Annotated in this window: 22 protein-coding genes and 2 pseudogenes; 14 read left to right on the top strand and 10 right to left on the bottom strand. The window is 60.1% G+C overall.

The annotated features are described in order from the left end of the window. Positions 1-10 precede the first annotated feature (10 nt). The 5 genes from drmA to NKI59_RS19635 form a co-directional block, all read right to left on the bottom strand. Positions 11-3,547, bottom strand: a complete 3,537-nt coding sequence (gene drmA, locus NKI59_RS19655; RefSeq protein ID WP_352706180.1) for a DISARM system helicase DrmA — start codon at positions 3,545-3,547, stop codon at positions 11-13. 1 nt (position 3,548) lies between these two features. Next, entirely contained in the window at positions 3,549-4,058 is a 510-nt protein-coding gene (locus NKI59_RS19650; RefSeq protein ID WP_352706178.1) for a hypothetical protein, read from the bottom strand. Positions 4,059-4,065: 7 nt separating this feature from the next. Then, entirely contained in the window at positions 4,066-5,169 is a 1,104-nt protein-coding gene (locus NKI59_RS19645) for a helix-turn-helix domain-containing protein (RefSeq protein ID WP_352706176.1), read from the bottom strand. A 72-nt stretch (positions 5,170-5,241) separates the two neighbouring features. Continuing rightward, complete coding sequence (locus NKI59_RS19640) at positions 5,242-5,889, bottom strand: hypothetical protein (RefSeq protein ID WP_352706174.1); 648 nt, start codon at positions 5,887-5,889, stop codon at positions 5,242-5,244. Further along, complete coding sequence (locus NKI59_RS19635) at positions 5,877-9,257, bottom strand: Eco57I restriction-modification methylase domain-containing protein (RefSeq protein ID WP_352706172.1); 3,381 nt, start codon at positions 9,255-9,257, stop codon at positions 5,877-5,879. Before NKI59_RS19635 ends, NKI59_RS19640 begins: the two co-directional genes overlap by 13 nt. Before the next feature lie 39 nt (positions 9,258-9,296). Here NKI59_RS19635 and NKI59_RS19630 point away from each other — a divergent pair, with 39 nt between their 5' ends. After that, on the top strand, positions 9,297-9,560 hold the full coding sequence (locus NKI59_RS19630; RefSeq protein WP_352706170.1) for a hypothetical protein: 264 nt from the start codon (positions 9,297-9,299) through the stop codon (positions 9,558-9,560). A gap of 290 nt (positions 9,561-9,850) precedes the next feature. Here NKI59_RS19630 and drmD read toward each other — a convergent pair whose 3' ends face one another. From drmD to NKI59_RS19610, 4 genes are all read right to left on the bottom strand, one after another. After that, on the bottom strand, positions 9,851-13,054 hold the full coding sequence (gene drmD / locus NKI59_RS19625) for a DISARM system SNF2-like helicase DrmD (protein ID WP_352706167.1): 3,204 nt from the start codon (positions 13,052-13,054) through the stop codon (positions 9,851-9,853). A 278-nt stretch (positions 13,055-13,332) separates the two neighbouring features. Next, positions 13,333-13,620, bottom strand: a complete 288-nt coding sequence (locus NKI59_RS19620; RefSeq protein ID WP_352706165.1) for a hypothetical protein — start codon at positions 13,618-13,620, stop codon at positions 13,333-13,335. A gap of 50 nt (positions 13,621-13,670) precedes the next feature. Beyond that, positions 13,671-14,222: an NUDIX domain-containing protein gene (locus NKI59_RS19615; RefSeq protein ID WP_352706162.1), complete on the bottom strand. Its 552-nt coding sequence runs from the start codon at positions 14,220-14,222 to the stop codon at positions 13,671-13,673. 256 nt (positions 14,223-14,478) lie between these two features. Next, on the bottom strand, positions 14,479-15,420 hold the full coding sequence (locus tag NKI59_RS19610) for a hypothetical protein (RefSeq protein ID WP_352706160.1): 942 nt from the start codon (positions 15,418-15,420) through the stop codon (positions 14,479-14,481). A gap of 333 nt (positions 15,421-15,753) precedes the next feature. Between NKI59_RS19610 and NKI59_RS19605 the strand changes: the two genes are divergently transcribed. Then, on the top strand, positions 15,754-15,900 hold the full coding sequence (locus NKI59_RS19605) for a hypothetical protein (RefSeq protein ID WP_352706158.1): 147 nt from the start codon (positions 15,754-15,756) through the stop codon (positions 15,898-15,900). 59 nt (positions 15,901-15,959) lie between these two features. Here the strand turns inward: NKI59_RS19605 and NKI59_RS19600 are convergent, their stop codons facing one another. After that, positions 15,960-16,139 (bottom strand): hypothetical protein, encoded by a 180-nt coding sequence (locus NKI59_RS19600; RefSeq protein WP_352706155.1) that lies wholly within the window; start codon positions 16,137-16,139, stop codon positions 15,960-15,962. Between the two features lie 910 nt (positions 16,140-17,049). On the opposite strand from NKI59_RS19600, the gene NKI59_RS19595 reads away from it, so the two are divergent. The 12 genes and pseudogenes from NKI59_RS19595 to NKI59_RS19540 all read left to right on the top strand — a co-directional run bounded on the left by NKI59_RS19595 (position 17,050) and on the right by NKI59_RS19540 (position 24,718). Further along, entirely contained in the window at positions 17,050-17,280 is a 231-nt protein-coding gene (locus NKI59_RS19595) for a hypothetical protein (RefSeq protein ID WP_352706153.1), read from the top strand. Next, positions 17,280-17,519, top strand: a complete 240-nt coding sequence (locus NKI59_RS19590; RefSeq protein ID WP_352706151.1) for an RNA-binding protein — start codon at positions 17,280-17,282, stop codon at positions 17,517-17,519. The genes NKI59_RS19595 and NKI59_RS19590 overlap by 1 nt, the downstream gene beginning before the upstream one ends. Positions 17,520-17,592: 73 nt before the next feature. Beyond that, positions 17,593-18,207: a hypothetical protein gene (locus NKI59_RS19585; protein WP_352706149.1), complete on the top strand. Its 615-nt coding sequence runs from the start codon at positions 17,593-17,595 to the stop codon at positions 18,205-18,207. 2 nt (positions 18,208-18,209) lie between these two features. After that, the gene (locus NKI59_RS19580) at positions 18,210-19,292 is read left to right on the top strand and encodes a helix-turn-helix domain-containing protein (RefSeq protein ID WP_352706147.1); all 1,083 of its coding nucleotides are present in this window, start codon (positions 18,210-18,212) and stop codon (positions 19,290-19,292) included. A gap of 254 nt (positions 19,293-19,546) precedes the next feature. Next, the gene (locus NKI59_RS19575) at positions 19,547-20,230 is read left to right on the top strand and encodes a hypothetical protein (RefSeq protein WP_352706145.1); all 684 of its coding nucleotides are present in this window, start codon (positions 19,547-19,549) and stop codon (positions 20,228-20,230) included. Positions 20,231-20,737: 507 nt separating this feature from the next. After that, a complete protein-coding gene (locus tag NKI59_RS19570; protein ID WP_352706143.1) occupies positions 20,738-21,184 on the top strand; it encodes a pyridoxamine 5'-phosphate oxidase family protein in 447 nt (148 codons plus the stop codon). 897 nt (positions 21,185-22,081) lie between these two features. Then, a pseudogene (locus NKI59_RS19565) lies at positions 22,082-22,192 on the top strand (exonuclease domain-containing protein); the annotation flags it as partial. A gap of 62 nt (positions 22,193-22,254) precedes the next feature. Next, positions 22,255-22,515: a 3'-5' exonuclease family protein gene (locus NKI59_RS19560; protein WP_352706243.1), complete on the top strand. Its 261-nt coding sequence runs from the start codon at positions 22,255-22,257 to the stop codon at positions 22,513-22,515. A 3-nt stretch (positions 22,516-22,518) separates the two neighbouring features. Beyond that, the gene (locus NKI59_RS19555; protein WP_352706138.1) at positions 22,519-22,995 is read left to right on the top strand and encodes a hypothetical protein; all 477 of its coding nucleotides are present in this window, start codon (positions 22,519-22,521) and stop codon (positions 22,993-22,995) included. A gap of 84 nt (positions 22,996-23,079) precedes the next feature. Continuing rightward, positions 23,080-23,796: a pentapeptide repeat-containing protein gene (locus tag NKI59_RS19550; protein WP_502901080.1), complete on the top strand. Its 717-nt coding sequence runs from the start codon at positions 23,080-23,082 to the stop codon at positions 23,794-23,796. A 125-nt stretch (positions 23,797-23,921) separates the two neighbouring features. Continuing rightward, a pseudogene (locus NKI59_RS19545) lies at positions 23,922-24,547 on the top strand (inorganic phosphate transporter); the annotation flags it as partial. A gap of 15 nt (positions 24,548-24,562) precedes the next feature. Continuing rightward, positions 24,563-24,718 (top strand): hypothetical protein, encoded by a 156-nt coding sequence (locus NKI59_RS19540; RefSeq protein ID WP_352706133.1) that lies wholly within the window; start codon positions 24,563-24,565, stop codon positions 24,716-24,718. The last annotated feature ends 6 nt before the right edge of the window (positions 24,719-24,724 follow it).

Genomic DNA, 24,724 nt, shown 5'->3' with positions numbered 1-24,724 from the left:
TGCCTCGCCGCTAAAAGGATTGTCCGGTCGGTGTCTTGAGGCGCAGAAGTGCCACAGGTTCTGTATCCCGCATCGAGCGTCCCGCGATGAACAGCCGGCGCTCGGGGGCCATGTTTACCTGCTGGCTGTGTGGGTCCTGCAGAAGGCGTCTAACTGGCTGCTCGTTCCCATATTTGAACGGATCGCCGCCACTGGTTTGCGTGTCGACAATGGCGATCCAGGCGTGCTTTAGCGCGTCGAGGCGCTGGAGGCAGCGATCGATCTCGGGTTGCGTGGCGCCGCTGACGATCATCTTGGCTCGCACGGTGGCAACAACCGCGACAAAGGCTTGGTCGAACTGCGCGAACCTGCTGGCCGCATCGTTCGGCGTAAGCCCTGGTTCGAAATGCCGAACGCCAGCTACCATGGTGGCCGCTAGAGCTCGGTCGAGAGCACGTGTCGAGAATGGCGTCACGCTAGTCGCTTCGACTGCTCGATAGAAGCTCCTGTGGAACGAACGGAACTGCTCGTAGTGCATGCGGTCGCGCGGTTTGTGCACATTCAGCAGCGTAATCACCAATCCTGGCTTGAGCGCCTCGCGACCGACTCGGGAGGTCGCCTGGATATACTCGGCGGCGGTCTTGGGCTGGCCTTGGACTACCATGAGACCGAGCCGTCCGATATCGAGACCCACCGAGATCATGTTGGTGGCGAGGGCCACGTCTACTGCGCTCTTCTCGCTTGCCGGACGCCCAAGTCGCGTGCGAGCCTCGGAGACCTTGTCAGTGCTGTAGCGCGAAGTTAGCTCCTGGATTTCCCGCAGCTGGCGATTGGCGAAAACTTGTCCGGCAGGTTCCAGTCGCACACGGCTCGACCCGTAGCTACCCAGATGAGCCCTCACCTCGTCATCGACGATACGCCGCGCGCCGCCCAGCTCGCGCAGGGCGTTGAAGTAGCAGAGCGCCGTCAGATACGGATCCGCCGGATCGCCCGCGCCTGTGCCCGCGCTTGCTAACGCCTCCGCTCCGGCCAGGAGCGTTTGAAGTGTCCTAAGGAATACGAGCTTGGGTCCTCTTCCGGGTGAGGCGACACCGACATAGAGCCGCGAGGGCGACGACGTGTCCGCCTCGGCGAAGAAGGAGTCGTGGCGGCTAATTCCCGGCGGTGGGAATATCGCTGTGCTCGTGCGCCCGAAGAGATTCCTGATCTGCGCGCTGGCTCGCCGCACCGTCGCCGTGGATGCTACGATCTTGGGACCGCGTGGCAGATCATTGATGTTGCGGGAAGCCAAAAGATCGAAGGCAGTTTCATACAGTCCAGCGATCGTTCCAAGAGGTCCAGAGATCAGGTGGAGTTCGTCCTGGATCACGAGATCGATCGGCGGCAACGGCACCGGAAGCCGCGTGCCGGCATTCGGTTCGGCGGCCCCATAGAAGCCTGAACCGTCATGGCGAGTGACATTGCCGAAAAAGGCACCAGCGCCTCCTACCCAGGGGACATTGGCGAACTTGTCGATGGTAGCGATCATGAACGCTGGCAACCGCCGATATATTTCTTCGTCGACCACCACGATCGGCAGCCTCTCGGTGCTGGAGAAGTCGCAGTCGATGTTGTCGCAGCGAATATCGAGGCACTTCGGGTCCTGCTGGTTGGGGTGGAGGTGGAACGCATCCGGCTTGAGTTCGCCGCCGCACCACGGACAATTCTTGAGCGGTGCCGGCGCAGGACCGTGGCCATTGCGATAGCTTCGCACCCACTGGATTGCGGAGCCCTGTGCCGGGGTCCTGGAGTTGCCGAAGCTGTTCGGCGTCGCACCACCGCCGACCCACAAGCCGATCTCGATGGGCCACTGACCAAGGCGGCCATGGTCTCGCCGTTCGAGTTCGAGCGCGCAAATCAAGCCCGCCGCACGCTGCAGTTGGTCGAGCGTCAACAGCCGCAGCGTATACCGCATCACGACTGACAGACCCGCGCCGCTCAGGCCAGAGTTGGACAATCGCCGCCGCGCAATCGCAAAGGCGCCGAGGCCAAGGTAGGCCTCCGTCTTGCCACCGCCGGTCGGGAAGAACAGCAAGTCTACCGTGGCGCAATCCTTGTGGAGAGGGTCGACTAGCCCGTCGAGGTTGAGGAGGACAAAGGCGAGCTGAAACAGGCGCCAACTGGGCGCGGTCTGCTGGCCCGGCTTCTTCCCGTTGATGGTGGAGCTACGCTGGCGGTTTGCGCGCGCCATGGTGCGATTCATGATCGCGAAGGCTTCGCGGCTCACCGGATCGGCGGTCAGGCGTTCGATACCGCTCGCGATGCGGCCCCTCGCGACTTTGATGTCATCGAGAAGCTGGTGCGCAACCTCCTGGCGCTTCTGACCGTCTATCTTGCCGACCATCGCGGCTTGTTCGGCGGCCCAAGCTGTGTAGGCAACGGGCAACTGCTCGAGCGCGGCGCGCAGGCTGTCGGCGCTTTCGGCCGCCTCGGCCAGTGCCTCCATGCCTCGCATCACACGAGGGAGGTCTATGTCGGCACCGAGTTTTTCGACGTCCTGACACGGTATGGGAGTGGTGAACACGGTTGTGACCAGGCCGTCACCATCCGCCGCATCCCAGTCGCCGGAGCTGTTGTGACCGGTCGCGTAGGAAGCGACGTCGCCGTAGTGAAGGTCAGACAGTCGCTCGTCAAACTCTTCTGCGTCATACGATGCGCGGTCGTCATTTGGCTCGAAACCGAGCGAGGACTTTAGCTCCAGACGTGCCTGGAAGCAGAAAGCCAGGTCGCCATAGCGCCTGAGGGCTTCGGAACGCCTGTTGACGAGGAAGACCGAGACGGCAAGGAGGTCGCGGCGGCGGCCATCAATGCCTGCGGTGTGCGTCGGCCTAATGGAAACCGCAAGTTCAAGTCCGCCCCCGGGATAAGCCGGGGCTGCACTTTCCGGAACGAGATACCGGTGGAGGCCGTGCTTCAGCGGAATCGACACCCAACGCTCGCGGGGGAGGCGGCGCCACTGAAGGCTGCTGCGAGCGGGCTCGTCAAGCTTGCGTTTCTCCTTGGCTGCGGCCTCGCGCTCCTCTGGATTCACGAGGGCTGAGGCCAAGGGCGGCTCGGTGACGTAGTCGCCCCATGTAACCCGCGCCTCGATTGACGTGGCCTCGCGCGCCAAAAGCACAGTAATCCCGATCGACGACGGCTCAAACGAGCGGCGCGGCGGCGGCTCGGCGGGGCCGGCGTCCTCGCCAGCTCCAGGTTGGGGTGCTCCCTGCTCGAGCCCTTCGGTCTCTCGCTGCGTTTCGAGGGCGAATTCGGCTTGCTGCTCCTCGGCAAGTTCGGCGCGCCTTTCGATGACCGTCTTGCGATGAGGTGCAAGGAACCCGGTCAAATACCAGGTCGACGGGCTTGTCCCCTCCAGCACCTCATACGCGAGATCCGGATCGAAGTCAGGGTGCGGGCCGACCAGATCACGCCTAAGCATTTCGACCAGTCTCTCACGCACCCCGACGGGAGTGGCTGGCTTGGGAAGGACGCTGAGCCGATCCTGCACCGCTAGTGCGGCGCTATTCGGTGGATTCGTGTTCGTCACCTTACTTCCCCTCCCGCTGCGCCAGTTGTGCCAGCGCCTGTTCCAGCCACTTTTGGGTGTATGCTGACTTGAGCTCGATCCTCGACCGGAAGCCGACGTCCCGCAGTAAGCGGTCAAGCGACACTAGGCGATCCTTCAAGCCGAGCCGGATGCCGATCCGGAGGCTCGCCTTGTCTGGGCCGCACAGAACGCAGTTATCCGTTCGGCTGGCCGCATGAGCCCAGAGTGCCTGTTCTCCCGCATCCAAGAAGCCGATCTCCGCGTCGCGCGTCAGCGCTTTGGCGAATTCGGCGTCCTCGACTGGGTGGACCGCTTTGAGCGTGGCCGTCAGCACCTTGCTGTCTATCTGCTCCTCCGGCCGGCGCCTCTGGAAGCCGGTCTGCGTCTCGACAAAGCACACGCCTACCGTTTCCAACGCGTAGCCTCCAGCCAAAGCCTTCCACGCACCAACCCGCCAGCATTCGATGATGACGTTGGTATCGACGAGGACTGGACCGGTGTGGCGCGCCATGTCGACATCACAACTCGTATGGCGCTTCCACGCTATGGGCGGCGAAGAGCTCCGCGAAATCGTCGATCGCGACGCCGAGGATCGAGGCGATCCGCCGCATCGAGGTCTTGCCCTCGTCCAGCGCTGTCGCAACGATCTGCACGAACGGCTTCGAGAAGAGTGGCGGCGGCGCCTGCTTTCCTGGCTTGCTGCCGTTGTTCCTAAGGCTGTCGTCGGAAATGGTTTCGTTCTGAGCGCGGCTCAGCCGCCCCATCCCGACGAGTCTCCAGCGCAGGGCCTGCGAGGTCACTAGCAACTCCTCCGCGACATCATTGAGGTGGTCGGTCAATGTCTTCTCGGTGAGCTGCGCCCAGTTGCCGAACCGATCCAGCACTGCCGACGGCATCAGCAGCGCCGAGGCGAAATTGTCTGCCAACTGCTCGACACGGTTGCGCTTCGTCGGCCTTGCCTCCTCGATATGCTCGGGCGGCATCTTTTCCCAGGTGAGGATATGGAAGAGCTCGTGAGCGAGGTCGAAATGCCGGCGGCCGGCGACCTCATTGCGATTGATAAGCACGACGTCCAGTTCGGGCAGTTGGCAGGCAGCGCCTGAGACACCCTCGATCGGGTCGACCATCAGAACCAGCATGCCGAGCCTTTCAGCCATGATTTCGGCGAGCTGGCGCGCCGGCACGTCTCCCAGACCGAACTCCGCTGCGAACCGCTCGCCGGCCGCAATCGCGTCATCGTAGCTTGACTGCTTGGTCAGGCTCAGCGTCGGCCGGATCAACGGCGGCTGGTGTCCTACCTGGCGTCCGAGCACGCGGAACGCCGCGATGAACCGACCGGCCGTCTCTTCGTAGCCGCGCAGCCTGTCGCCATCGACGCCGGTCTGACGCCAGGAGAAGCGCCCCTCGCCAGCGAGCAAGAACGGGTCAGTGAAGTAGTCGAGCGGAACGCCAAATATCTGAACGGCGCGCAGCAGCTCGTCCGCCGCGACCTTGCGCTCGCCGGTTTCTATAGCAGACAGAGTCTGCCGATCCTTGAAGCCTAATAGCTCGGTCAGGGCCTCTTGGGACAGCTTCCGCTGGTCGCGCAGCGCCTTTATACGCGCGCCGATCGTCGTGGTCATGGGAACCTCCAGGGCCCTATATAGTCTTGCAAAATGCAACTTGCAAGACTTCCTTGCGATCGTGGATTTGCGCTATGCCACCCGCTCCGTCTCGATCACCCGCGTCGCGACATCCGCCATGTAGTAGGTCGGCGCTCTGGAGAGGGCCTCGCAGAAACGATCGGCGAGCAGTGAGCCGATGCGCCGCATGTCTGTGTCGTAGAGGCAAAGATGGAGAACGCGCTCCGAGGTCTGCGTCTCTGGAAAGAATACCTGAAACCCGCTCAACCAAGTCTTGTAGGCCGGCCTTTCATGCTTATGGAGCGGTCTGATAGTCCGGCCGTCACCGTGGCCTATAGCGTTGCGGAGCCATTCTGCAAACGCTTCCACCGGCATGTCTTGGAAGTCGCCGTTGACCGACAGCTCGCGACTATTCGTGCCGATCTGCGGGACTAGCTCAAAGCGGGGCACACGACGCGACAGTGACCATGGCTCTGAGGTGATCAGCTCTTTTGCAAGGGCTTTCCGGAATTCGTCGGCAGCCTGGTCCGCTTCGCCGACCAAGGGTTGTCTTGCCTTCTTCCCAGCGACCCAGCCGCGGTTCTTTGTCCACAGTAGCACCGCGCTGAAGATCGCAAAGGTCTGGGTCACATTGAACTTCGTCGGAGGTGGATCATCCAGCATGGCCTTGAGGCGATTGATAACCGCCCACTCAACGTGGCCATCCATTATTCCGCCCATTCTTGCGTCTCCCGTTCAGTGTGCTCGTCTTCCTCCTGCCGGATACGCGTCCTGCCCTTCTGGTGCAGGCCGGCGGCGACTTCCTGCCGGTATCGTTCGGCATTGAGGGCGAGGAGGCGGGAGAGGACGAGGTCGCGTTGCGTGGCGGGCCAGAAATAGCGGCCCTGGTAGGTGTGGTCGTCCTCGGTGTCTTCGGTGAGGAACTCGGGCTTCTGCATATCGGCGAGATCATCCCAGCCATAGGCATAGAGCACGGCCCGATCCATCTCGTAGTGCAGGTCGCGCAGGCGATGGATGGCCGGACCGGTCTCGCTGTCCCTGTGGAAACGGTTGTAGGTCTTGGTCATCCCCTCGTTGGCGGCGATCATTAGTTCGGCGCGGTGATCGTGATAGGTCTGGCCGATGGCTTCGAGGGTGGAGTCGGTCTCGTAGTTTTGCGGGAAGGGGAAGGTCTCGAAGCAATCGGAGGGGGCGTAGCGCAGATCGTCCTTCATTGAGGACGAGAAGAATCGCGCCCAAATTTCGTGCACACGGGACTGGAGAATGGCGAAGGGAGAGTGCTTGGGGTAGGCGAAGACCACCAAGGTCGACGCAAATACTCCGTCGTTGGCCCGGCGGGCAATCTGCAAATGAGGCGACGTTTGTGGTGTCACGGTGATATAAGACAGGCCTTCCACCTTCTCATAAAGCCCCCTCTTTGGTTCCCCAAACTGCCACCAAACGCGTTTATAATGTTCGCGGTTGTCCGTTGCCCTGAGCGGGCCAACGCGAGTTTTCACTATCTCGAAGAGCGGAGGAGCAGCCTGCGCTGCTTCATTTTCTGATAGCTCGCCAAAGTCAATGACATAGCGCGTGTGCATATGATCCATCGAATTGGCTACGTTCTCGCCCGATGTATATGGCTTGATGAAATGTTCTAGATTCGGATCGCCGGCTATTAGCTTTATCCGAGTGTCTAGACTTTCGGTCTCGCCTTTTGCCGCGCCATCATCCGAAAACAGAAACCCGGCTCCAACTGGGTTCGTCCCCTGAAACGAGCGACGCGAGTTGGCCCTCATTAGCGACGGAGCGTTGTCGAACTCTCCTGCAACGAGGTAGGCCGAGATGCGGACCACCTCACGCTCATTCAATACTGCCGGGCATAAGCTCGTGCCCTTTTTGACGTGCACAATCGACACAACGACCGCGGCTCCCTCGTTCGGCCATCGATAGCGCTTTTTCGCTCGGAGGATAGTTCCGCCGGATTGCAGAATTGTCGCGAGTCCAGTTTCACGAGTATCCCCCTGCCCAACGGTGTTGGTCGCTATCAGTCCGAAAGCGCCGCCGTTCCGCAGGACGTGATACGCTCGCCGAAAGAAGTGTGCGACGAGATCGGCATTGCCATGCGCCCCTTCATGCAGTTGTTGGAGCCATAGCAAATAGCGTGGGCCGGAACTGGCGGTGATTGTGTTCTTGCCCGCAAACGGCGGATTCCCAACGATCGCGTCGAAGCCAGGATTGTCCCGCATGAACACTTCAGGGAACTCGATCTGCCAGTGAAACGGCCGCCAGCCATGGTCGGCCCGGAAGCGCCTCGATTCAGATTCGATCCTGTCCCATTCCGGCCGAAAATTCGCGGTGATCCAGCTCTCGACCTCAGTCCGTGCCTGTTCTCTCGCTTTCGCCTTGTCGGCCGAAAAGAACGCGGCGATCACGGCGTCGCCGACCTGCCTGGCAGGCTCGATCTCCTCCTCGACACGGCGATGTCGCGACTCCTGGATGGCTCGGGTCACGTCATCGGGCGCCGTGCGAATGGCCTCGCGACCTTCAAGCGCCTTTCGCACCTCGTCACGGATCAACTGCCGATAGAGCGGCAGACCAGGCTTGCTGTCGTCCCAGTTCGCCGCCTCAATCTCTTTCTGCGTTAACCCGACAAGACTATCGCCGGCCTTGATCGCATGGTCGAGGAATGAGAATTCGTGCTCGCGCGCGAGCGTCGCGAGCCATAGCGACAAGCGCGCCAGATCCACCGCCATGGGATTGCGGTCGACGCCGTAGACGCAGCGCTGCGCCACCAGACGGCGGGCATGGATCACTTCGTCCTCGTCTGGCGGTATGGTTGGTTTTTCAGCCTTGTGCATGTCCCAAGCCTGTTCAAGGCGCGTGCCGAGCTGGCGGCAGGCCTCGACGAGGAAGGCGCCCGAACCGCAGGCCGGGTCGAGCACCTTCAGCGAAAGCACTGCCTCCGGCGAGGCATTCTCGCCGATGCGCTCGAAGGCCGGCTCAAGCGTGTGGCGCACGATCGGCTCGGTGAGCGAGCGCGGCGTATAGTGCGAACCAGAGCGGCGTCGTTCGTCGGTCGGCTGCAGATAGGGCACGCCGGCGCCGATTGGCGTCGCCCTTGGCGATGCTCGCTCATCCAAGGCGTTGCCCAGCGCCTCAATCAACCCCTCGACATCTTCCGCGCCCTTCACGGCAGCGGCCTGTTTCGTCGAGAGCTTGATGGACAAATCCTTGAGCGATTTCTGCCGGTCGCCTGGCTTTTGCGCCAACAGCGTTTCGAGGCCGATGAAGCTGGGAAGCTTCTTTTCGTCCTTGAGCGCGATCATGCGCTCGGAGGCACGCATTGTGGTAAAACCCATCACCGTCTCGTAGACCGAGCCGATACTTTCAACATCGAGTGCGCGGTAGGAAAGCCGCTCGCGCGCCTTTTGCCCATCGAGGCCGCGACCCTCGACGGTCATCAGCCCGTGCAGGATGCGCAGGATCGTGCCGTCCGAGACCGGCAGCACCTCGACTGCGCCCTTCGGCGAATCCTTGTCCCGCCCTTCGAGAAAGGGGAAGGCATGGGGATCGAACAGCTTGCCGCCACGACGCGCCACCCAGTCGGGATAGCCCCCATGGATGATGCGGAACACCGCGAGCAACTGCCCCCAGGCGCCGCGCCGTTCGTCCATGGTATCGGGGTTTAGCGCCTCGTCATCGAGCAGGCGCGCATACAATGTCTTTATCGAGTAGCCTTGCTCCCACAAAGCCTTCAGATCCGGCTCGCTGGCCGAGGGCAACAGGTCGCGATCCTCGGCGTAGAGTAGGAAGACCAGCCGCATCAAGCAGGTTAGCAACCCCTCATAGAGATGGTGCGGATCGCTTGAGGCCAGCGCTTCGATGCGGGTGGGATCGGCGCGGTGCATACCACGCAACAATTCGTAAAGCGCCTCGAGCACTTGGCTCGACAGTTTCTCGGAAACCTCGTTCTGCGCTTCGCGCGACAACTTGAGCAGATGGCGGAGCCGCGTCTCCGGTGCGCCGGTCCAGAAAGCATTACGACCAAGACAGAGTTTCAGGCCCGCGAGCATCGGCCGGCCTTCGACCCGCCCAAGCGCCGCCAAAGGCCAGGTGATCCATCCTGCTGTCTCGCCGCGCGGCGCATGGATCAGCCGCAGTGTGTTGCGGGCCATGAGGATGCCGGTGCCGACGCCGGTCTCACGCAGCAGCCGTTCGAGTCTTTGGTGCGGGCTGGCCTCCCACTCATTTTCGCCGAACTGCCCGCGCGCGTCGGGATCGAGGTCGGGATGAACCAGCACCAGAACCTGCGCCGGCACGTTGGCCTCACCATCGCCATCGCGCCACAACAGCGCCATGTTTGGTTCCAGCAACGTGCCGTGCTCGGGCAGGGTTCGCGACAACTCTGACGGCACAGCCGATCCGTCCGGAGCCCCGGCGACATACCTTGCCGGCCAGCCGAGGAGCGTGTCGAGAAAGCGCCATGGATCGCGAAGCACAAAATCTCGATCATTCTCGCGCTCGGACTTCAGCGGCATGCCGAGGGCTTCCGCGGCGACGTCGGTGTCGAGCGGACCCTGCCGTAGCGGCGTCAGCCCACTGTTACGCAGCACATTCGCGCCAAGGACCAAGCCCTCGGGTTGCAGGTAGTTCAGCCAATGGCTGGTTTCGTCGATATCGCCCAATGCCAATTGTCGCCTCAGCTCGTTGTGGGCCAGAGATAGACCAGCCCGATCGGCTCGAGCTGGCGCGCCGCCACCGCATAGTTGTCGCGCACCTTCTGCGGCTCGGTATCGAGGTCCGCCTGCAGCCGCAGCAGCTTGCCGTCCCAGGAGCGGCGGTCGGTCTCGAATTGTCTAAGTTCGCGCTCGGCCTGCTGCTTCTGCTCTTCGCTCTGATAGAGATCGAATGAAAGCTGTGCCGGCGGCTCGGCATCGCGCATGCTTTCCCGCACACGTAGGATCTGGCGCTGCAGCAGGTCACGCAGGCCGACCGACTCGCGCTCGCCATTGCCGGCCAGATCGTTGATCGCCGCCGCTTCGGCGGAGGCGGCACGGCGTTCGAGATGTGGCCTGAGATCGGCGATATCCGCATCCACCGACTGCTTAAGGCGTTGGACGATGCCGTCCCCAGGCGACCGCCCGCTGCGCAATGCCTCTTCGAGCTGAGCGATGGTGGTTGCCTCGCCTGTATCACCGAAAGGCTCGAGCGGAACTTCTCGACGCACATCACGCCATGCTGCGGTCACCGGGATGATCTCTTCGTGCAACCTACGTGCATCCGGTCCGAACAGCGACAGCCGACCGATCAGCACGACGCGCGGCTGAGCGCTGGCCCCGACGATTGCCGTCACACGGCCGATAGACGTCCGGAAACCCTGCGACGCGAAGCGCGAAATCAGCCGCTTCACCAGCCGGTGTTCGAGATGCAGCTGGATGATATCCTGTGGCTCGGGCTCGCCATCGGCAAGAACCGGTGGATCGAAGACCAACCCGCGCACCGGTGTCTCCCGCCGCCACTTGGCGCGATCACGCTGGCGTGGTGGACGCCCCGGTCGCAGCTCGTCGAAGAGCGCCGCCCAGGTCGCATCCTTCGCGAAGGCTGGTGAGTCCGGATCGAGCGTGACCGCTTCAGGAACGGCGAAGTGGCCGGGCTCGAGCTTGGCGCCGTCGTCGGCCAGCGCGATCTCGACGATCCGCTTTACGTCCGCACCGGCAACGCCGACACGCTGGCGCGCATCTTCGAGGCGTCGCTGCAACCAGTCCTGTTGTTCCTTCAGTCGCTCGATGCGCCGATCTGCCTCGTCGTCAAGATCGCGCTTTGCGGCCCCAACGCCAGCGTCAGTGACGTTTTCGATCTCATCCGCAAGACGGTCCACCTCGCCACGCGAGATGCCGCCTTCCGCGAGCCGCGTCTCGATCTTGAGTCGCAGCACCTCGCCAGCCGTGCCCAACTGCTTGCGGATGATCTCGGTCTTGCGGATCAACGTATCGAGCACGCGATCTTCGACACGCTGCTTATAGAGAAAATATCGGCAGCTCACCGTGGCCGCGGGCTGCAGCTTGCGGTCGATGCGGCCATTGCGCTGCTCTAGCCGGGATGGATTCCAGGGCAGGTCGATGTGAATGAGGTCGCGGCAGCGGGTCTGCAGGTTAAGACCCTCGCGCGCGGCGTCTGTGCAGACGAGAACGCGGATCGGCGCGTTGTCGAAGGGCGCGTTGAAGCGCTGCTTGATGGCGTCGCGTTCATCAAGGCTGGTCCGGCCCGTGAAGCTGACGATGCGGCCCGCAAGTTCAATCCTGCCGCGGCTGCGCTCGCTCAGGCCCTCCTCGAGACGTTCCACGACCCAACGGCGGGTATCGTCCCATTCCGTGAACAGGATCAGCCTGCGATCCTTCCACGCGTGCTTCTCGTCGAGCATCTCCGCTTCGATCCAGTCAAGGAGCTTGTCGATCCGCTGGTCTGGGGCATGCCGATGCGCCTCAGTGATTTTCAGCATGGCTTCGACATGGGCGATCGCCGCGTTGAGATCGCCGAGTTCTCCACGCGCGTCGTGTGTAATCAGTTCGATGAGATCGTCGCTCTCGTTGACGTCCTCGGCTGCGTCCTCAGCACTTGCCAGCCTGTCCTGCCGGCGCTGGAGCGTCCGCAAGTGCGTCCTGAGTGTGCGATCGAAAGCAATGATCGAGGAAAACAGGCGCTGCTGCAGGTTGGCGAATAAAAAGCTCGCTCGGCTTCCGCCCATATTGCCCGATCGGTAGGCATCCAGCATGGCGGCCAGCTTCAACTCTGGCGCGTCGGACGGCAGCCCATCGATGACGATCGGGGCGACCAGGCGCTCGGGGAACTTGTGCCCAAGCCGGCGCAGGTCTTCCTTCAGCCGGCGCACCATGACCGGCTCGAGGTCTTTGGCGCTCACGTCGATCCCGCGGGTGAAACGCTGCGGGTCCAGGATGTCCAGCAGCGTGGAGAAGGAGTTGGAATGGCCGTTGTGCGGCGTCGCCGACAGGAACAGCCGGTGCTCGAACGGCTGCGCAATTTCCCTCACGGCGCGCGTCAACTGCGACTCGGTCGCCCAGGCGATCCCCCCGGCCGGAGCGGCATGATGGGCCTCGTCCAGGATGAACATCGAACGCGCCCGATATGAGCCGAGGACATCCCGCAAGCCGCTCATGTAGGTCTCATCCGCCAGCACACTGTGCGAGACGATGAACCGAGATCCGATGCTCCACGGATTGGCCGAAAAGCCACGACGCCGGCGACTCTCAAGCAAGTATTCGCGGTCGACGATGGTGAAGTCGAGGCCAAATTTTTGCGACAGCTCGTCCTGCCACTGTGATTGCATCGATGCCGGCGCAGCGACCACGACGAAGCTCAGCCGTCGGCGCAACATTAGCTCGCGCACGATCAGTCCCGCCTCGATCGTTTTGCCAAGACCGACGTCGTCGGCGATCAGCAGATTGACGCGAGGGAGTTCGAGCGCCTTCGCGAGGGGAAGCAGCTGGTATTGTTCGAGCCTGATTCCCGAGCGGAATGGGGCCTGAAATAGCCTCCGGTCGGCGGAAGTCGCCGTGCGCCACTCGGTAGCTCTAAGGTGGGCACCGAGGCGCCGCGGGCTCTCGAACGTGCTCTTTAGTAGGTTCGACCAATCCGATGTATCGACCGGCTCCAGGTCAAGCTCGGCCCTCACGGCGACTCGCAGTCCATCACCTTGTGAGTCGTCCTCCACCGACACCAGATCCAGCGTCGGCACAGGCCCACCCTCGGCGAGCGCCTCTACTATCCATGTCGTCGACCGGGCCCGAACAAAGTCACCCGGCCGAAATGTCAGTCTACCCGCCACAAAGAATCCCCCTACAGCATCATGGACGCGCTTTATCGATACGGTCAACTTAGACGACATCGGTCATACCGTTCCAGATCCAGAGTAAGGGCATTCCCGTGCCGGTTTTGGCCAGCCTGGCGAGTATTGCAGGGCCGATGACGCCAGGCGAACACGGCGCCTGGGCCACCCTATATGCACTGGCGCCGCTTGTTGCGGTCGTGCTGCTGGGTGGCGCTGTCGACCATACAGTTTGCAAGCGCGCCGGTCTGGACCGGCGCGCTCTTCTTGTTCCCCTTTGTCGCGATCTGGGGTGTGCTGCTGATCGACTGGAATAGGGTATAAGGCTAAGCAGCCCTTTAGTGTCGCACCGGTTTTTCAAGCGCCCTAAGGACGGCACCCCACAGGACGATAATGAGGGGCAGAGACACCCAATTCAGGATCAAGTGAAGACCTTGCCAGCTCTGTGGATCACAAAGCCACGGCCAATCGGAAGGCCAGAAAACAAGCTCGGCGGAATCGATTAAAGACAGGCCCGACCAGACACCATCGCGTAAGAACCAAAAAACCTGAATTACAAAACCAACGATGCCCGCATAGAAAATGGACTGTGCCCACAGCCAATCAATTCTGCTTCGACCGGCCATGATTCCTCCTGCCTCATTCGGCTATTTCGCCTCCCACAATGCACTAAAGGCTAAACAACGCGATCGTGAAATAGCGATTTGCGGAATTCCTCGTTACCGGAAAACAGGAAACGCTTGATGATTTTCCAGTGATCCTCGAAAAAGCGGTCCTTCATCGATTCGAGAGACGCGAACGGAAACCAGCCAACGCCACCTGCGTCATCCGCGGCTCCAACGAATAGATCGGTGTGCGGCATCATCAATTCGAACAGAAACGCATTGGTGACCACCCTGCCCCGCCGGGAGCGCTGCGGATCGTCGAAGACCTGGCTCTTGACGAGAACGCGTTCCAGATCGGCTTCTGTCAGCAGCGTGGCACCCTGCGCCGTGTAGCCAGAGAGACCGGTCTCCTCAATCAGCTCGCGCACACAGGCCTGGAAGAAGGTCTCCTGGAGGCCGACGAATCCACCTGGCAGCGCCAGCTTGCCCTCGCCAGGCGCTTTGCCGCGCTCGATGAGCAGAAGCATGCCGTCGCTGGTCGATACGAGCGCATCGGCGGTCAGAAACGGTCCTAGGCCCCTTTGCTTGGCATAGTCTGCGTAGAACTGACTGTCCTCATCCATTGTCTGAACCCTTTTCGCTTTGCTGTATAGAGCACGAGGAACGGTGGGGATAGCGTGTCTAGGTCTCGGCTATACCCTTTGCCCCTACAGTTTAGCTTTTGCCCTGTTTCGCCTTGATCCACATGTCGACTGCATGATGAGGCCTTTATCGGCATGCGATAGGCCACCAAGCCATGTGCGGCTCGGTCGTTTCAGGTCTCCCTTGCTTGCCATGATCGGCCGGTTAAAAACCGTTTCGCATTTGAATCCTTTGCGCTCAAGCGCTGGAGCTTAGGGGCCTATCGGGCACTGGTAACCGGCGCGGCTTTGTGAAGGACAGCTTCTTTGACAGGCCGAACTCGCCGTAGTCCTGCCGGGCGATCTGTTTTAGTTGCCGGGAATTGAAGACGTGGCGCTTCGCGGGCACGGCCTTGCCCCAGCGGCGCATCTTGGTGATGTAGGAAGTCCAACCGGTCGCGCCGGTGATCGGTTTGAGCTCAAGCTGCTTCTTAGCCCAACCGCGATCTTCGATCTCGCCGCCGGCACGAGTTAGCGCCTCGCGGACACGAACGGAATCGACGGTGCCCAATACCACGACACCGTGAGCGTGAAGCCGGTCGAATCCCTGATCGTCGCGGCAAAGCTCCAGTATGAAGGAGTAAGGAAGGTCATGCCCCACCGCCCGCCGAAACTCTCTGCTGATGTTGTTCGAGAGTAGCCGCGCCGGATCGTCGCTGTTCAGGAGCGCACTCTCACGTCCGATCCCCAAGTTGAGCGACCAGGCGAGCCCTCCTTGACGGCCGGCTGCCTCGATGCCGGCTTGAAGCTTGCCGAACTCACCAAGCTTTCGCCATTTCGGCATGGTGCTCTCGCGCTTGCTGCTCTTGGTCTTCGGCTGAGTAGCAGGCGCTATAGGGCGTGAGGGGTTAGGAGCGGTAGGGATACAGGGTGATCGTGGATGGGCTGTGCCGGTAACTGGCGCGTCGATATGGTTGGGCGCGGAATGCCTGGATTTCGGGGCTTCTGACGTATTGGCCGGAACCGCCGTTGTCGCAAATTTGCCGGTGTCGATCGGCTCTACGATCGGCGCTTCAACACGCGGGAAGCCGGTGGGGAGAGCGGCGATGAACTTCGCGAGATCACCGTCAAACTCGGTGTCATCAGGAGAGTCCGTATGTGCGCCCGCCTGACAGCCGGGCTCGGGATTGCTATAATTCATGTAATCACCGTTGTTAGACCGGTCGCTAAAGAAGATGTCGGCCGGTCCTTTTTTGATCGCAGCGAAACTTATAGCGAAAAGCGCGCCGGCTCTCGGGCGGCGTTGTCACTTTCTTCGTGTGCTAATCGGGATCATCCGGGCCAGCCCGCTCGTCGCTCACGCCTGTCCGCGCTTCTTGCTACCTGGCTGCTGAGCAAGACGCGGCGCGTAGCAGCCCACGCATTCACCTGATATCGAGCGCATAGCCGCTGCCGCTCCGGCCATTCCATTTGGCCAATGCGCCAGAGCGGATATATGCTTCACGGACAAATCGAGCCAATCGAGGGCATCAAAATGGAAAGCCTTTGGGAGCTAGTGACTGAGGACGAGGCGATCGAAGCCGCGATCACACGGCATGGCAAAGATCCCACAACGTCGGTCGTCTGCTGCGCCTTCGAGCTGTCCGGCCATGACAAAGACGACCCGGACTACAGGTTCTGATTTGATCTGTTTATGAGGCTTCTAAAGAAGGAACAGTAGGCTGGGGGCTTAGCTCAGTCCTACGAGTCGAGGCCGTAGGGCTCGTGCCCGAGCTCGTTGTGATGGAGGGCCTCCTCCATGCACCTAATGTCGAACGCCTGGCGGCATGCCGGGCAGACGACGAAATACTCTTCCTCCCGGAGGGGCGATGCGTCGTGGGCGTCTTGAGGGATGAGGATTTCGTTGTATTCGTCGGGCATTGGGTCCTCCGGCAACGCCGCCCGCTATTGCGGAACGCCTGCCGGCAGCATTTGTTTCAAAGTAACTGCGGTTGAGGATGAGGCTCTCGGAGCATGCCTACACAGGAGAGGCGCCTGGCCGAGTTTCGAAGCGTGGAAGGCAATGAGCCGGCGCTGCAATACCGAAAATAGCGCGGCTGACGGATCTCTTCGAGGCAAGGGACTCGAGGAACATCTCTTACTGCATCGTGTCACGGCAAAAACGCTGATGTGTGACTCTGGTGTCTCCTAAGTGTCCTTCCCGTGCACTGCCAGTCGCTGTTCAGATCCTCAGTTCGAATACCTATTTCGCCTTGTGATCCAACGCGCCGGATGTTGGGATGTCCGCTCTCGACCCATCATCTTTCGCCAGGTCCTGAACTATTCTGCTGCGGTGCACTAATGGGCGGTGGACCGCTTCTAGACCCTTTAAGCAATGGAGAACTCCCGGGTCTCGTCTGGCCGAACAGTGGTTTACGCATCGCCAGTTTTTTTTCACAGGTCTGGTTTGACAACTTGGTGGAAACCTAGGGTAAACCAGTTATCTTTGCGCAGATGATGACTTTACAGAATGTGGTTGCCAGGGTGACAACCGTGGCCTGGCCGGTAGTGGACCTGCCTGGGCGAAAGTGGACCTGTTGTTGACGTCCGTCACTGTCTAGGCAAGCAAAACCCGCGCCTCCACGGAGTTGGCGCGGGCCGACCGGTGCCACCCGATCTGGCAGCAAAGCGGGGGACTGCTTGCTGCCCGCATTAAACTTCTATCGCTGCCAGCTTGTTCCATGGGTAGTGTCTCAGGTTGAAATTCGATCTGCCGTCAATCGGCGTCAACCGGCTGTCGCACGACGAACCAAACTTCTATATCCTTAGCGGAAAGCATAGGAGATTCCGTATGGCTGACTTCGATATCAATATTTTGAACTCCCATGACGCCGCCGACGCGATCCCGCTGCAGTATATCGCGGCTGCCGTGTTATTGAACTGGAATGTCCTTTCGGATGAGGCGCGTCGGGTCGTGTATGAAACCGCCGTTGCCGGCAACGTCGTCGGACTCCCGCCGACAACCAGCCTAAAAGAACAGATCGACCGCCTTATTCGCAATAACGCGCCGGACGCCCCATAATGCCGACCGGACCTAAAGGCCAGAAGCGCCCCGCCGACGTTATCGGCAATGCCGCCCGCGTCATGCGCATTGCTACCGGCGAGCAAGCCGAGGACGTGATTGACGACGGCAAAGACCCTGCTGCGAAGGCGCTTGGTGCCAAGGGCGGAAAGAAGCGCGCCGAGAACATGACGCCAGAGCGTCGCGCCGAAATTGCTCGCAAGGCTGCCGCAACCCGTTGGAAGAACATACCAAAATAGAATTTGAATATTTTTTGTTGATTTTGCAAAACAGTCGCGTAAGTTCGTCTTTGAAGCAGAGGACCGAATCAACATGGACCAATATTCAGAGTCGGACGTCCGCGAAGCGCTGACTCCATACCACGCGCGAATAAGGGCAGTTATCGAGCGCGGATTTGCCGAATGGCTGTCGGTGTCGGAATGCCGCGCGTCGAAAGGCTTCTCCCCGGTTCTTTATCCGCGCACCATTTCGAACTACGTTTTCGATGCCATCGCGCGCTATGCCCGCACTGAGTTCGCCTCGGACAAATCAGTGCGGACTCTCGATGAGAGTCAGACCGTAAAGTTTTGCTTCGACGGCAAGGTCATCGCCCGGTTCAAGAAGGGTGATGACGACAACCTTGGGCAGAACATTCTCACCTTGGCTGTGTTGGACTTCATTGATCCCCAGATGAATTTGCCGGGGTTTCCGCCAGAGGCCGCGAAAGTCGAGTTCGTGTGGTCCGCGAACGACATCGGCACGGCAGTCCAGAGCATGTTGGTCGTGGCACGAAACAATGATCGTGTCTTGTGGTCCTACGAAATCGATGATGCCGGCGAAAGCAGCGAGAGCAGTGTCATTATCTTGCCGAGCAGCCCGCCGGACGACGACGGCCCGCTCGTGACGCCGAAGATCAAGACCGACGACGAAACCGCCAAAGGCGAATAGCTATGGCCACATTTGGAGATTTGCTGCGCCTTGCGCGGCAGTTGCGAGGATTCACGCAAAAGAAAGCGTCTGATGATTTGGGCATCGCACAGGCGGTTCTCTCTCGGATGGAGAACGGCTTAGTCGAGCCCGATCATCAGTTCATGGAACGGGCTGCCAGTGTCTTTGACCTGCCCGTCGAGTTTTTCTCCATTCAAGATACGGTGTATGGCCCCCCGGTCAGCGTTCATACAATGTTGCGTGGGAAAAAGTCGGAAGTGTCGGCGCGAGACGTGGATATGATTACAGCCGAACTGAATATTCGGCTCTTTCATCTTCGTCGCTTTATGGAGAATGTGGACCTTAACCCCGCCAATGAGCTGCCTGTCTTGGACGTCGAAGTGTATGGCTCGATTCCCAAGATAGCGTCGGTGGTGAGAGCCCACTGGAAGGTGGTCAACGGCCCCGTTAAGAACCTTACACTTCTGATGGAGAAGGCCGGCATCATTATTGGCGAGTCATCCTTTCACGGCGCGCCTGTGAGCGGTGTCACGTTCGCTGCGCCAGGTCGCCCGCCGCTCATACTCGTAAACCGCGATCATCCAGCCGATAGGCTTAGATTTACACTGGCGCATGAGCTGGGCCATTTGGTCATGCATCGTTTCCCGACTGCTCACATGGAGGACGAGGCCAATCAATTTGCTTCGGCGTTTCTCCTGCCGCCACAAGAAATGGTCGAAGCCTTCCGTGGGCGCAAGATCACACTGGAACTGCTTGCGTCGCTTAAGAAGGAATGGCGCGTATCGATGCAAAGTTTGCTGATGTCAGCGCAGTCACTCAATGCGATTTCAGACAATCAAGCGAGATACCTTTGGCAACAAATAAGCGCGCGCGGATGGAGAACGAGGGAACCGGCGGCTCTCGATTTTTGTTTTGATGCGCCGACGGTGCTCCCGAGCATTCTTCGGTCTCACGTGGACGATCTTGGTTTTGATGTGGCTGAGCTTGTTCAGATGTCGCGCGTGCGGGAGTGGGAGTTCAAGGAACTATACGGTTCGCTCGACCGCAACGAACCGACACGTCCGCGACTGCGCATTATAACGTGAACTTTAATGCTTGGCACTAAGCATAAAAGTTCAGATATTAGGGGCATGAACAAGCTGCCCCTCAAAACCCGCATCCAAATCTTGCGCCGAAGCCAGGGCCGAGGGGGCATACAAAAAGCGCGCTGCCTAAACGGGAAAAAGCGGGCTGCTCCCGCAACCCGCTTTCCCTTATTCCCGTCCTCTGGGGGTGTGCGTCAAGCGCAGGGACCGTTTCTAGAGGCTCACCACGTCAACTTAGAGCGGACGCTCCCAGTATGCAAGAGACATTTGAAAAAAACCCTGATTTCGCCACACTCTTTAAGAAATCCCTAAGCTCGCCACGCTTTGGGACATATCTAGGGGCGTCGAACAGCAATGAAAAGGGCGCTCTCCAGTTATACCAGTGGAATGCAAAAATCTCACAATCTCTCTATATATATCTGCAATCCTGGGAGATTTGCCTGAGAAACAAGATGAACGACTTTTTTATTTGGAAATACAGAGAAGGATGGCCGTATAAGCATGGAGAGTTCGTTCGAAACCTTAAAGGCGACGACCGAAGACGGCTCGACGAAACCATTCGCAGACAGGAGAGAGATCGCGGGGTGCGCCCCGTTAGCACGTCGGTTGTGGTATCAGATCTCTCAGCTGGCTTCTGGGTTTCCCAACTTTCAGCGAACTACAATCACTACTCGTGGCGATATAATCTGGCGAAGGTGTTTGCACATGATGCTGACTTGGACCGGGCCGCCGCGTGGACAATCTGCGACGAATTATTGACGCTTCGAAATCGTGTCGCACACCATGAGCCGGTGTTTCACTTACCTCTAGATGACCGTCGCGACAAGCTGGCGCGCATCGTCGCCGCTATGTGTCCCGCGACCTCTGGTTTCGCAGAGGCGACGTGTAACTTCGGAGAGATATGGAAAGAAAAGCCCAAGCTAGCGAAACAGGCCTAAATTTCAAACTGAGACACTACCGTCCATGGGCTCACGGCCCGGTAGTGGGCGTTCATTTCCTCATGCGTCAGGTGGTGATCGACCACGATGCACAGCGGGCGCTTGCCGGAGAAGCGGTTACGCCGCAGCAATCCTGGCTTTTATGCCCTCGCGATACGAATTCGATCCCAACGGAGTAAGCGGTTCGAGAGGGCCGAGTGGGACCAGCACCGTCTCGCCCTGAATCGTTTTGTAGCCTTCCTCGAACCCGTCGCAGAACTCGTCGGTCAACGCCGGCGAGGCCACGAGCAGCAGTCCGGCCGAACGGTAGTTTCCGCATCTCTTCCCCTAAGCAGCCAGAATACTGACGACCAGCCGATCATTGGCCGCCCTCTGACGCGAAATCCAACCGGAGATCAACCCGAAAGAAGCTACACTGCTACACTCGCAGAAGCGCAGTTTGATCCACGTCCTTGCGAGTGCAGCTGCCAAGGTGTGAAATAAGGCGTGAAAAATAGGAGATCGCCGATGCTGATCCGCACGCTGTCTTCACTGGAATGCACGAAAATGCTGGCAGCCAATCGCGTCGGCCACTTGGCATGCGCGAAGGACGGGCAACCCTACGTCGTGTGTTTCAACTACGCCTACGCTGACACTCACCTCTATGCGTTTTCCTTGCTAGGCAAGAAGATCGAATGGATGAGAGCCAATCCCTTGGTGTGCGCCCAGGTCGAGGAACACGGCCAAGGACGCGGATGGAGAAGCGTCATTGTCGACGGCCGCTTTGAAGAACTGAGTGACCGGACCGGCCACGAGTTTCAACGCGGTCATGCATGGGCAGTGTTGAGCAAGCACACGGACTGGTGGGAGCCTGGCGCGCTCAGGCCGATCACACCTCCCATGTCAGACAGCACGCCGCACGTTTTCTTCCGTATTCTCGTCGAAGAGGTGTCGGGCCGTGAAGCAAGTGAGTAGTAGTCGATGCGTTGAACAAATTCCGCCCTCCCGTAGGTCCTGAAGCCGCGGAGCTGATCCGCGGCGCTCGCCGGCAGCGTTGGCCTGGCCTGGAGCACAGCTTCGTTGCTCATGCCTCTGATGTCGTTGCTCTGCATGCATCAGCACGCGTCTCTGTGCGACGGGATGGAAATCCTGCCGGTATCGGCCACGCGTCATCGGTAGCGCCGAGTTGCCACTCAGCAAGATCGAACCCCGCATTTTATCCAATGTTGCCTGAAAGCGATCTCTTGAGAGAACCGTAGTCCGGAACTTGCCGCGCAGGATCCGCGCCGGATCGATCCAGAACAAACCAGGCAGTTTGCCGTCGGCCTTCCAGGTATCGAGCCCGTCCTCGCCTTCGTAGGATTTCGGAATGCTCGCGGGTCGAGTGGGCGTCCTCCGCGGGCGCTCCCCATGAGGATGGGCGCTTCCGGAATTTTATGCTCTGTGGCGCCAAAACGCATCCGGATGGAGGAACGGCGGGCGCCCTAGGACTTCCATTGGGGATGGAATGACGCGACGTTGAAAGTCGGTTGGTTCCTGGGGTTTTGGTCGGGCAGCGGCTGCGCGCAGGTGACGCAGCTGGTTTCGAGTGCACACCCGTTGGCGCAGCGCTTGCTGGCAATCGACGCGATACTTTGTCCCCGAACGGTTGGACATCAGCACCATCGGCAGTGGACCCGCGAATGCCGACTAGCTGCCGACTCCGAACGGATTCGTTGACATTCGAAAGTAGACTGGTCCCAGGCACTGTCGACCGTGTTCATCTCGTGATGGATCTGCCCGTCCCAAAGCGTCGATGAGTTTACTCGTTGACCCGGAGAACTTGCTCCTGGTGGCAAGCGTCGTGCATGATTCATCAGGGCGGGGCGGCGGATGGCTTTTATCTTCTACGATACCGAGACGACGGGTGCTGATCGCTGCTTCGATCAGATACTGCAATTCGCGGCGGTTCGGACTGACGATGATGTCAATATCGTTGACAGCTTTGAGATACGCTCAAGGCTGCTCCCACACATTGTCCCGTCACCACGCGCAATGGCACGGGTGTGCGCGTTGACCAGCTGTTCGATCTGCAGCTCCCGTCGCACTACGAAATGTGCACCCGAATTCATGAGGTATTGGCGGCTTGGTCTCCGGCGACCGTGGTCGGCTACAATTCGATCAGCTTTGACGAGGAGCTTCTCCGACGCGCCTTCTACTCGAGCCTCCTGCCGATCTACACGACCAACACCGGTGGCAATTCGCGGCTAGACATCTTGCCCCTGGCTATTGCAGCGCACACCTTCGCGCCGGACGGCTTTGCCTGACCTGTGAACGAGAAGGGACGGACAAGTTTCAAGTTGGATCGTCTGGCGCCTGCCAACGGCTTCGAACATAGCCACGCCCACGATGCGCTCGCTGACGTCCATGCGACCATTCACATTGCGCGCCTCATAAGGGAGCGTGCGCCTGCGGTGTGGAATTCCGCGATGGAATATCGGGTGAAAGCCTCCGCGACGCGATTTGTCGAGATGAATCCTGTCTTCGTGGCGACACGCCTGCGTTTTGGCCTCTGCTCTTCTAGCCTGGTGACAGCCATTGGGATCAACCCCGACAACTCGGGCGAGGTCTTCACGCTTGACCTGAGGCAGGACCCGACGCTTATCGCGAAGGGGAAGCCGTGGCGCAAGATGCTCGTTCGTGCTGGTCAGAACGGGCGACCGCTCACCACCCTCTGGCGAGGATGCCGCCGTGCAGCGGCATTGACTGGTTCGGGTCAAGAGCTTGAATATGAGAAAATGCGCTAACTGTGACGGCGGTGGTCACCGTGGCTCGAGTGTCAGCAGATGTGGTAAGGTTGAGTGTCGGCGAGTAGCAGAGGTCGAGCAACAATGACTTTGAGGCGAACCAGAGCTTACGGCGCATCCGGCTTGGTTCTAGCGGTTTGCACTGTGTTTGCTTGGCAGAACGCCACTGCTGCTCACAATTGCCAGGCAGCCGCGACGCCTGGCGTCAATTGGCACGAGTGTGACAAGAAGCTTCTCATGCTAGAAGGACAGGACCTGAGCGGGGCGAACCTGTTCGGTGTTGATTTCACTTCGACCGACCTCAGGAACAGCAATCTCGTTGCCGCAAATCTTGAGAAGGCAACGCTTGTGCGTGCTTCCCTGGCCGACTCGACCGCCAAAGGCGCCCGGTTCGACAGAATCGAGGCCTACAGGACCGACTTCAGCCGTATGGACGCGCAGGGCGCGGTGTTTGCGAGCGCAGAAATACAGCGCTCAAATTTCCAGGGCGCCAATCTGACCAATGTTGATTTCACAAAGGCAGAATTGGGGCGTGCGCAGTTCCATGACGCCGATATCAGCGGCAGCCGCTTCTCGTTTGCCAATCTCGCACGGGCGGACTTCCGAGGAGCGAGGTTCACCGCGCCGATAGACTTTGACCGCGCCTTTTTCTTTCTGACCCGTATCGAGGGCGTCGATCTTTCGGATTCGGCGGGTCTGTCCCAGTGGCAGCTCAACATGGCTTGCGGAGACGCCCGGACCGAGTTGCCTTCTGGCTTGACGAGGCCTGAAGATTGGCCCTGTCAATTCCAGCAGGAATAGTTGTCGGCAAGCGAACTGCGGCAATGCTGCACCCGACAGGATTCGAACCTGTAACTTTGTGCCGCGGACATGCCCATTAAGGTCAAAGCCATGCTTCGGCATTGGCGATAAACCGGCGCTCATCTTCAGCTGCTGGCTGGTCGGGGCTGCTGAAGACGGTCGCGGCCATCGTGCTGTCGCCGCTCACCGGCTTCGTGCTGGCTCTGGTGCTGATACTCACCGTCTCCTGGATTTTCGTGCGCCAGACGCCGTTCGCGGTCGACAATACCTTCCGCATCCTGCAATTCGTGTCGGCGTCGCTCTATTCGCTCGGCCATGGCGGCAATGATGCGCAGAAAACGATGGGCATCATCGCGGTGCTGCTCTACTCGCAGGGCATGCTCGGGGGCGAGTTCTACGTGCCCTTCTGGGTGGTGATCACCTGCCAAGCAATGCTGGCGCTAGGCACGCTGTTTGGCGGCTGGCGCATCGTCCACACGATGGGCTCGAAGATCACTCGGCTCAATCCGATGCAGGGTTTCTGCGCCGAGATCGGCGGCGCGATCACGCTGTTCGGCGCGACCTGGCTCGGCATCCCAGTCTCCACCACGCACACCATCACCGGCGCGATCGTCGGCGTGGAGCGGCACGGCGCATCTCTGCCGTCCGCTGGGGCATAGCCGGCTCGATCGTGATCGCCTGGGTGATCACCATGCCCTCTACGGCGCTGATTGCTGCTTGCTGTTATGGAATCGTGGCCCTCTTCAGTTAATGCGGAGCCGGAAGTTTGACTGACGATCGCGAAGGTCGACTGCTGCCGCTGCTCGAAGATCAGCTTTGGAGAAGCGGCCAGAATGTCGCGAAATGGCGCACCTGCAACGTGCTCGGCCGGCAGATCGATGCCGAGGTCACCTGGGAACTGGACCTCGGCCCATCGCCATAATCGATC

This window comes from Mesorhizobium sp. M0598 (assembly GCF_040320865.1).
Lineage (GTDB): Bacteria > Pseudomonadota > Alphaproteobacteria > Rhizobiales > Rhizobiaceae > Mesorhizobium.
This window is presented reverse-complemented; position numbering and strand designations above follow the sequence as displayed.

Bases quoted from the DNA above. Each gene is read 5' to 3' on its own strand.
- NKI59_RS19650 (WP_352706178.1), bottom strand. From the start codon at position 4,058: ATGGCGCGCCACACCGGTCCAGTCCTCGTCGATACCAACGTCATCATC.
- NKI59_RS19645 (WP_352706176.1), bottom strand. From the start codon at position 5,169: ATGACCACGACGATCGGCGCGCGTATAAAGGCGCTGCGCGACCAGCGG.
- NKI59_RS19640 (WP_352706174.1), bottom strand. From the start codon at position 5,889: ATGGGCGGAATAATGGATGGCCACGTTGAGTGGGCGGTTATCAATCGC.
- NKI59_RS19630 (WP_352706170.1), top strand. From the start codon at position 9,297: ATGGATCAGCCGCAGTGTGTTGCGGGCCATGAGGATGCCGGTGCCGAC.
- drmD (WP_352706167.1), bottom strand. From the start codon at position 13,054: ATGTCGTCTAAGTTGACCGTATCGATAAAGCGCGTCCATGATGCTGTA.
- NKI59_RS19620 (WP_352706165.1), bottom strand. From the start codon at position 13,620: ATGGCCGGTCGAAGCAGAATTGATTGGCTGTGGGCACAGTCCATTTTC.
- NKI59_RS19615 (WP_352706162.1), bottom strand. From the start codon at position 14,222: ATGGATGAGGACAGTCAGTTCTACGCAGACTATGCCAAGCAAAGGGGC.
- NKI59_RS19610 (WP_352706160.1), bottom strand. From the start codon at position 15,420: ATGAATTATAGCAATCCCGAGCCCGGCTGTCAGGCGGGCGCACATACG.
- NKI59_RS19605 (WP_352706158.1), top strand. From the start codon at position 15,754: ATGGAAAGCCTTTGGGAGCTAGTGACTGAGGACGAGGCGATCGAAGCC.
- NKI59_RS19600 (WP_352706155.1), bottom strand. From the start codon at position 16,139: ATGCCCGACGAATACAACGAAATCCTCATCCCTCAAGACGCCCACGAC.
- NKI59_RS19595 (WP_352706153.1), top strand. From the start codon at position 17,050: ATGGCTGACTTCGATATCAATATTTTGAACTCCCATGACGCCGCCGAC.
- NKI59_RS19590 (WP_352706151.1), top strand. From the start codon at position 17,280: ATGCCGACCGGACCTAAAGGCCAGAAGCGCCCCGCCGACGTTATCGGC.
- NKI59_RS19585 (WP_352706149.1), top strand. From the start codon at position 17,593: ATGGACCAATATTCAGAGTCGGACGTCCGCGAAGCGCTGACTCCATAC.
- NKI59_RS19580 (WP_352706147.1), top strand. From the start codon at position 18,210: ATGGCCACATTTGGAGATTTGCTGCGCCTTGCGCGGCAGTTGCGAGGA.
- NKI59_RS19575 (WP_352706145.1), top strand. From the start codon at position 19,547: ATGCAAGAGACATTTGAAAAAAACCCTGATTTCGCCACACTCTTTAAG.
- NKI59_RS19570 (WP_352706143.1), top strand. From the start codon at position 20,738: ATGCTGATCCGCACGCTGTCTTCACTGGAATGCACGAAAATGCTGGCA.
- NKI59_RS19550 (WP_502901080.1), top strand. From the start codon at position 23,080: ATGACTTTGAGGCGAACCAGAGCTTACGGCGCATCCGGCTTGGTTCTA.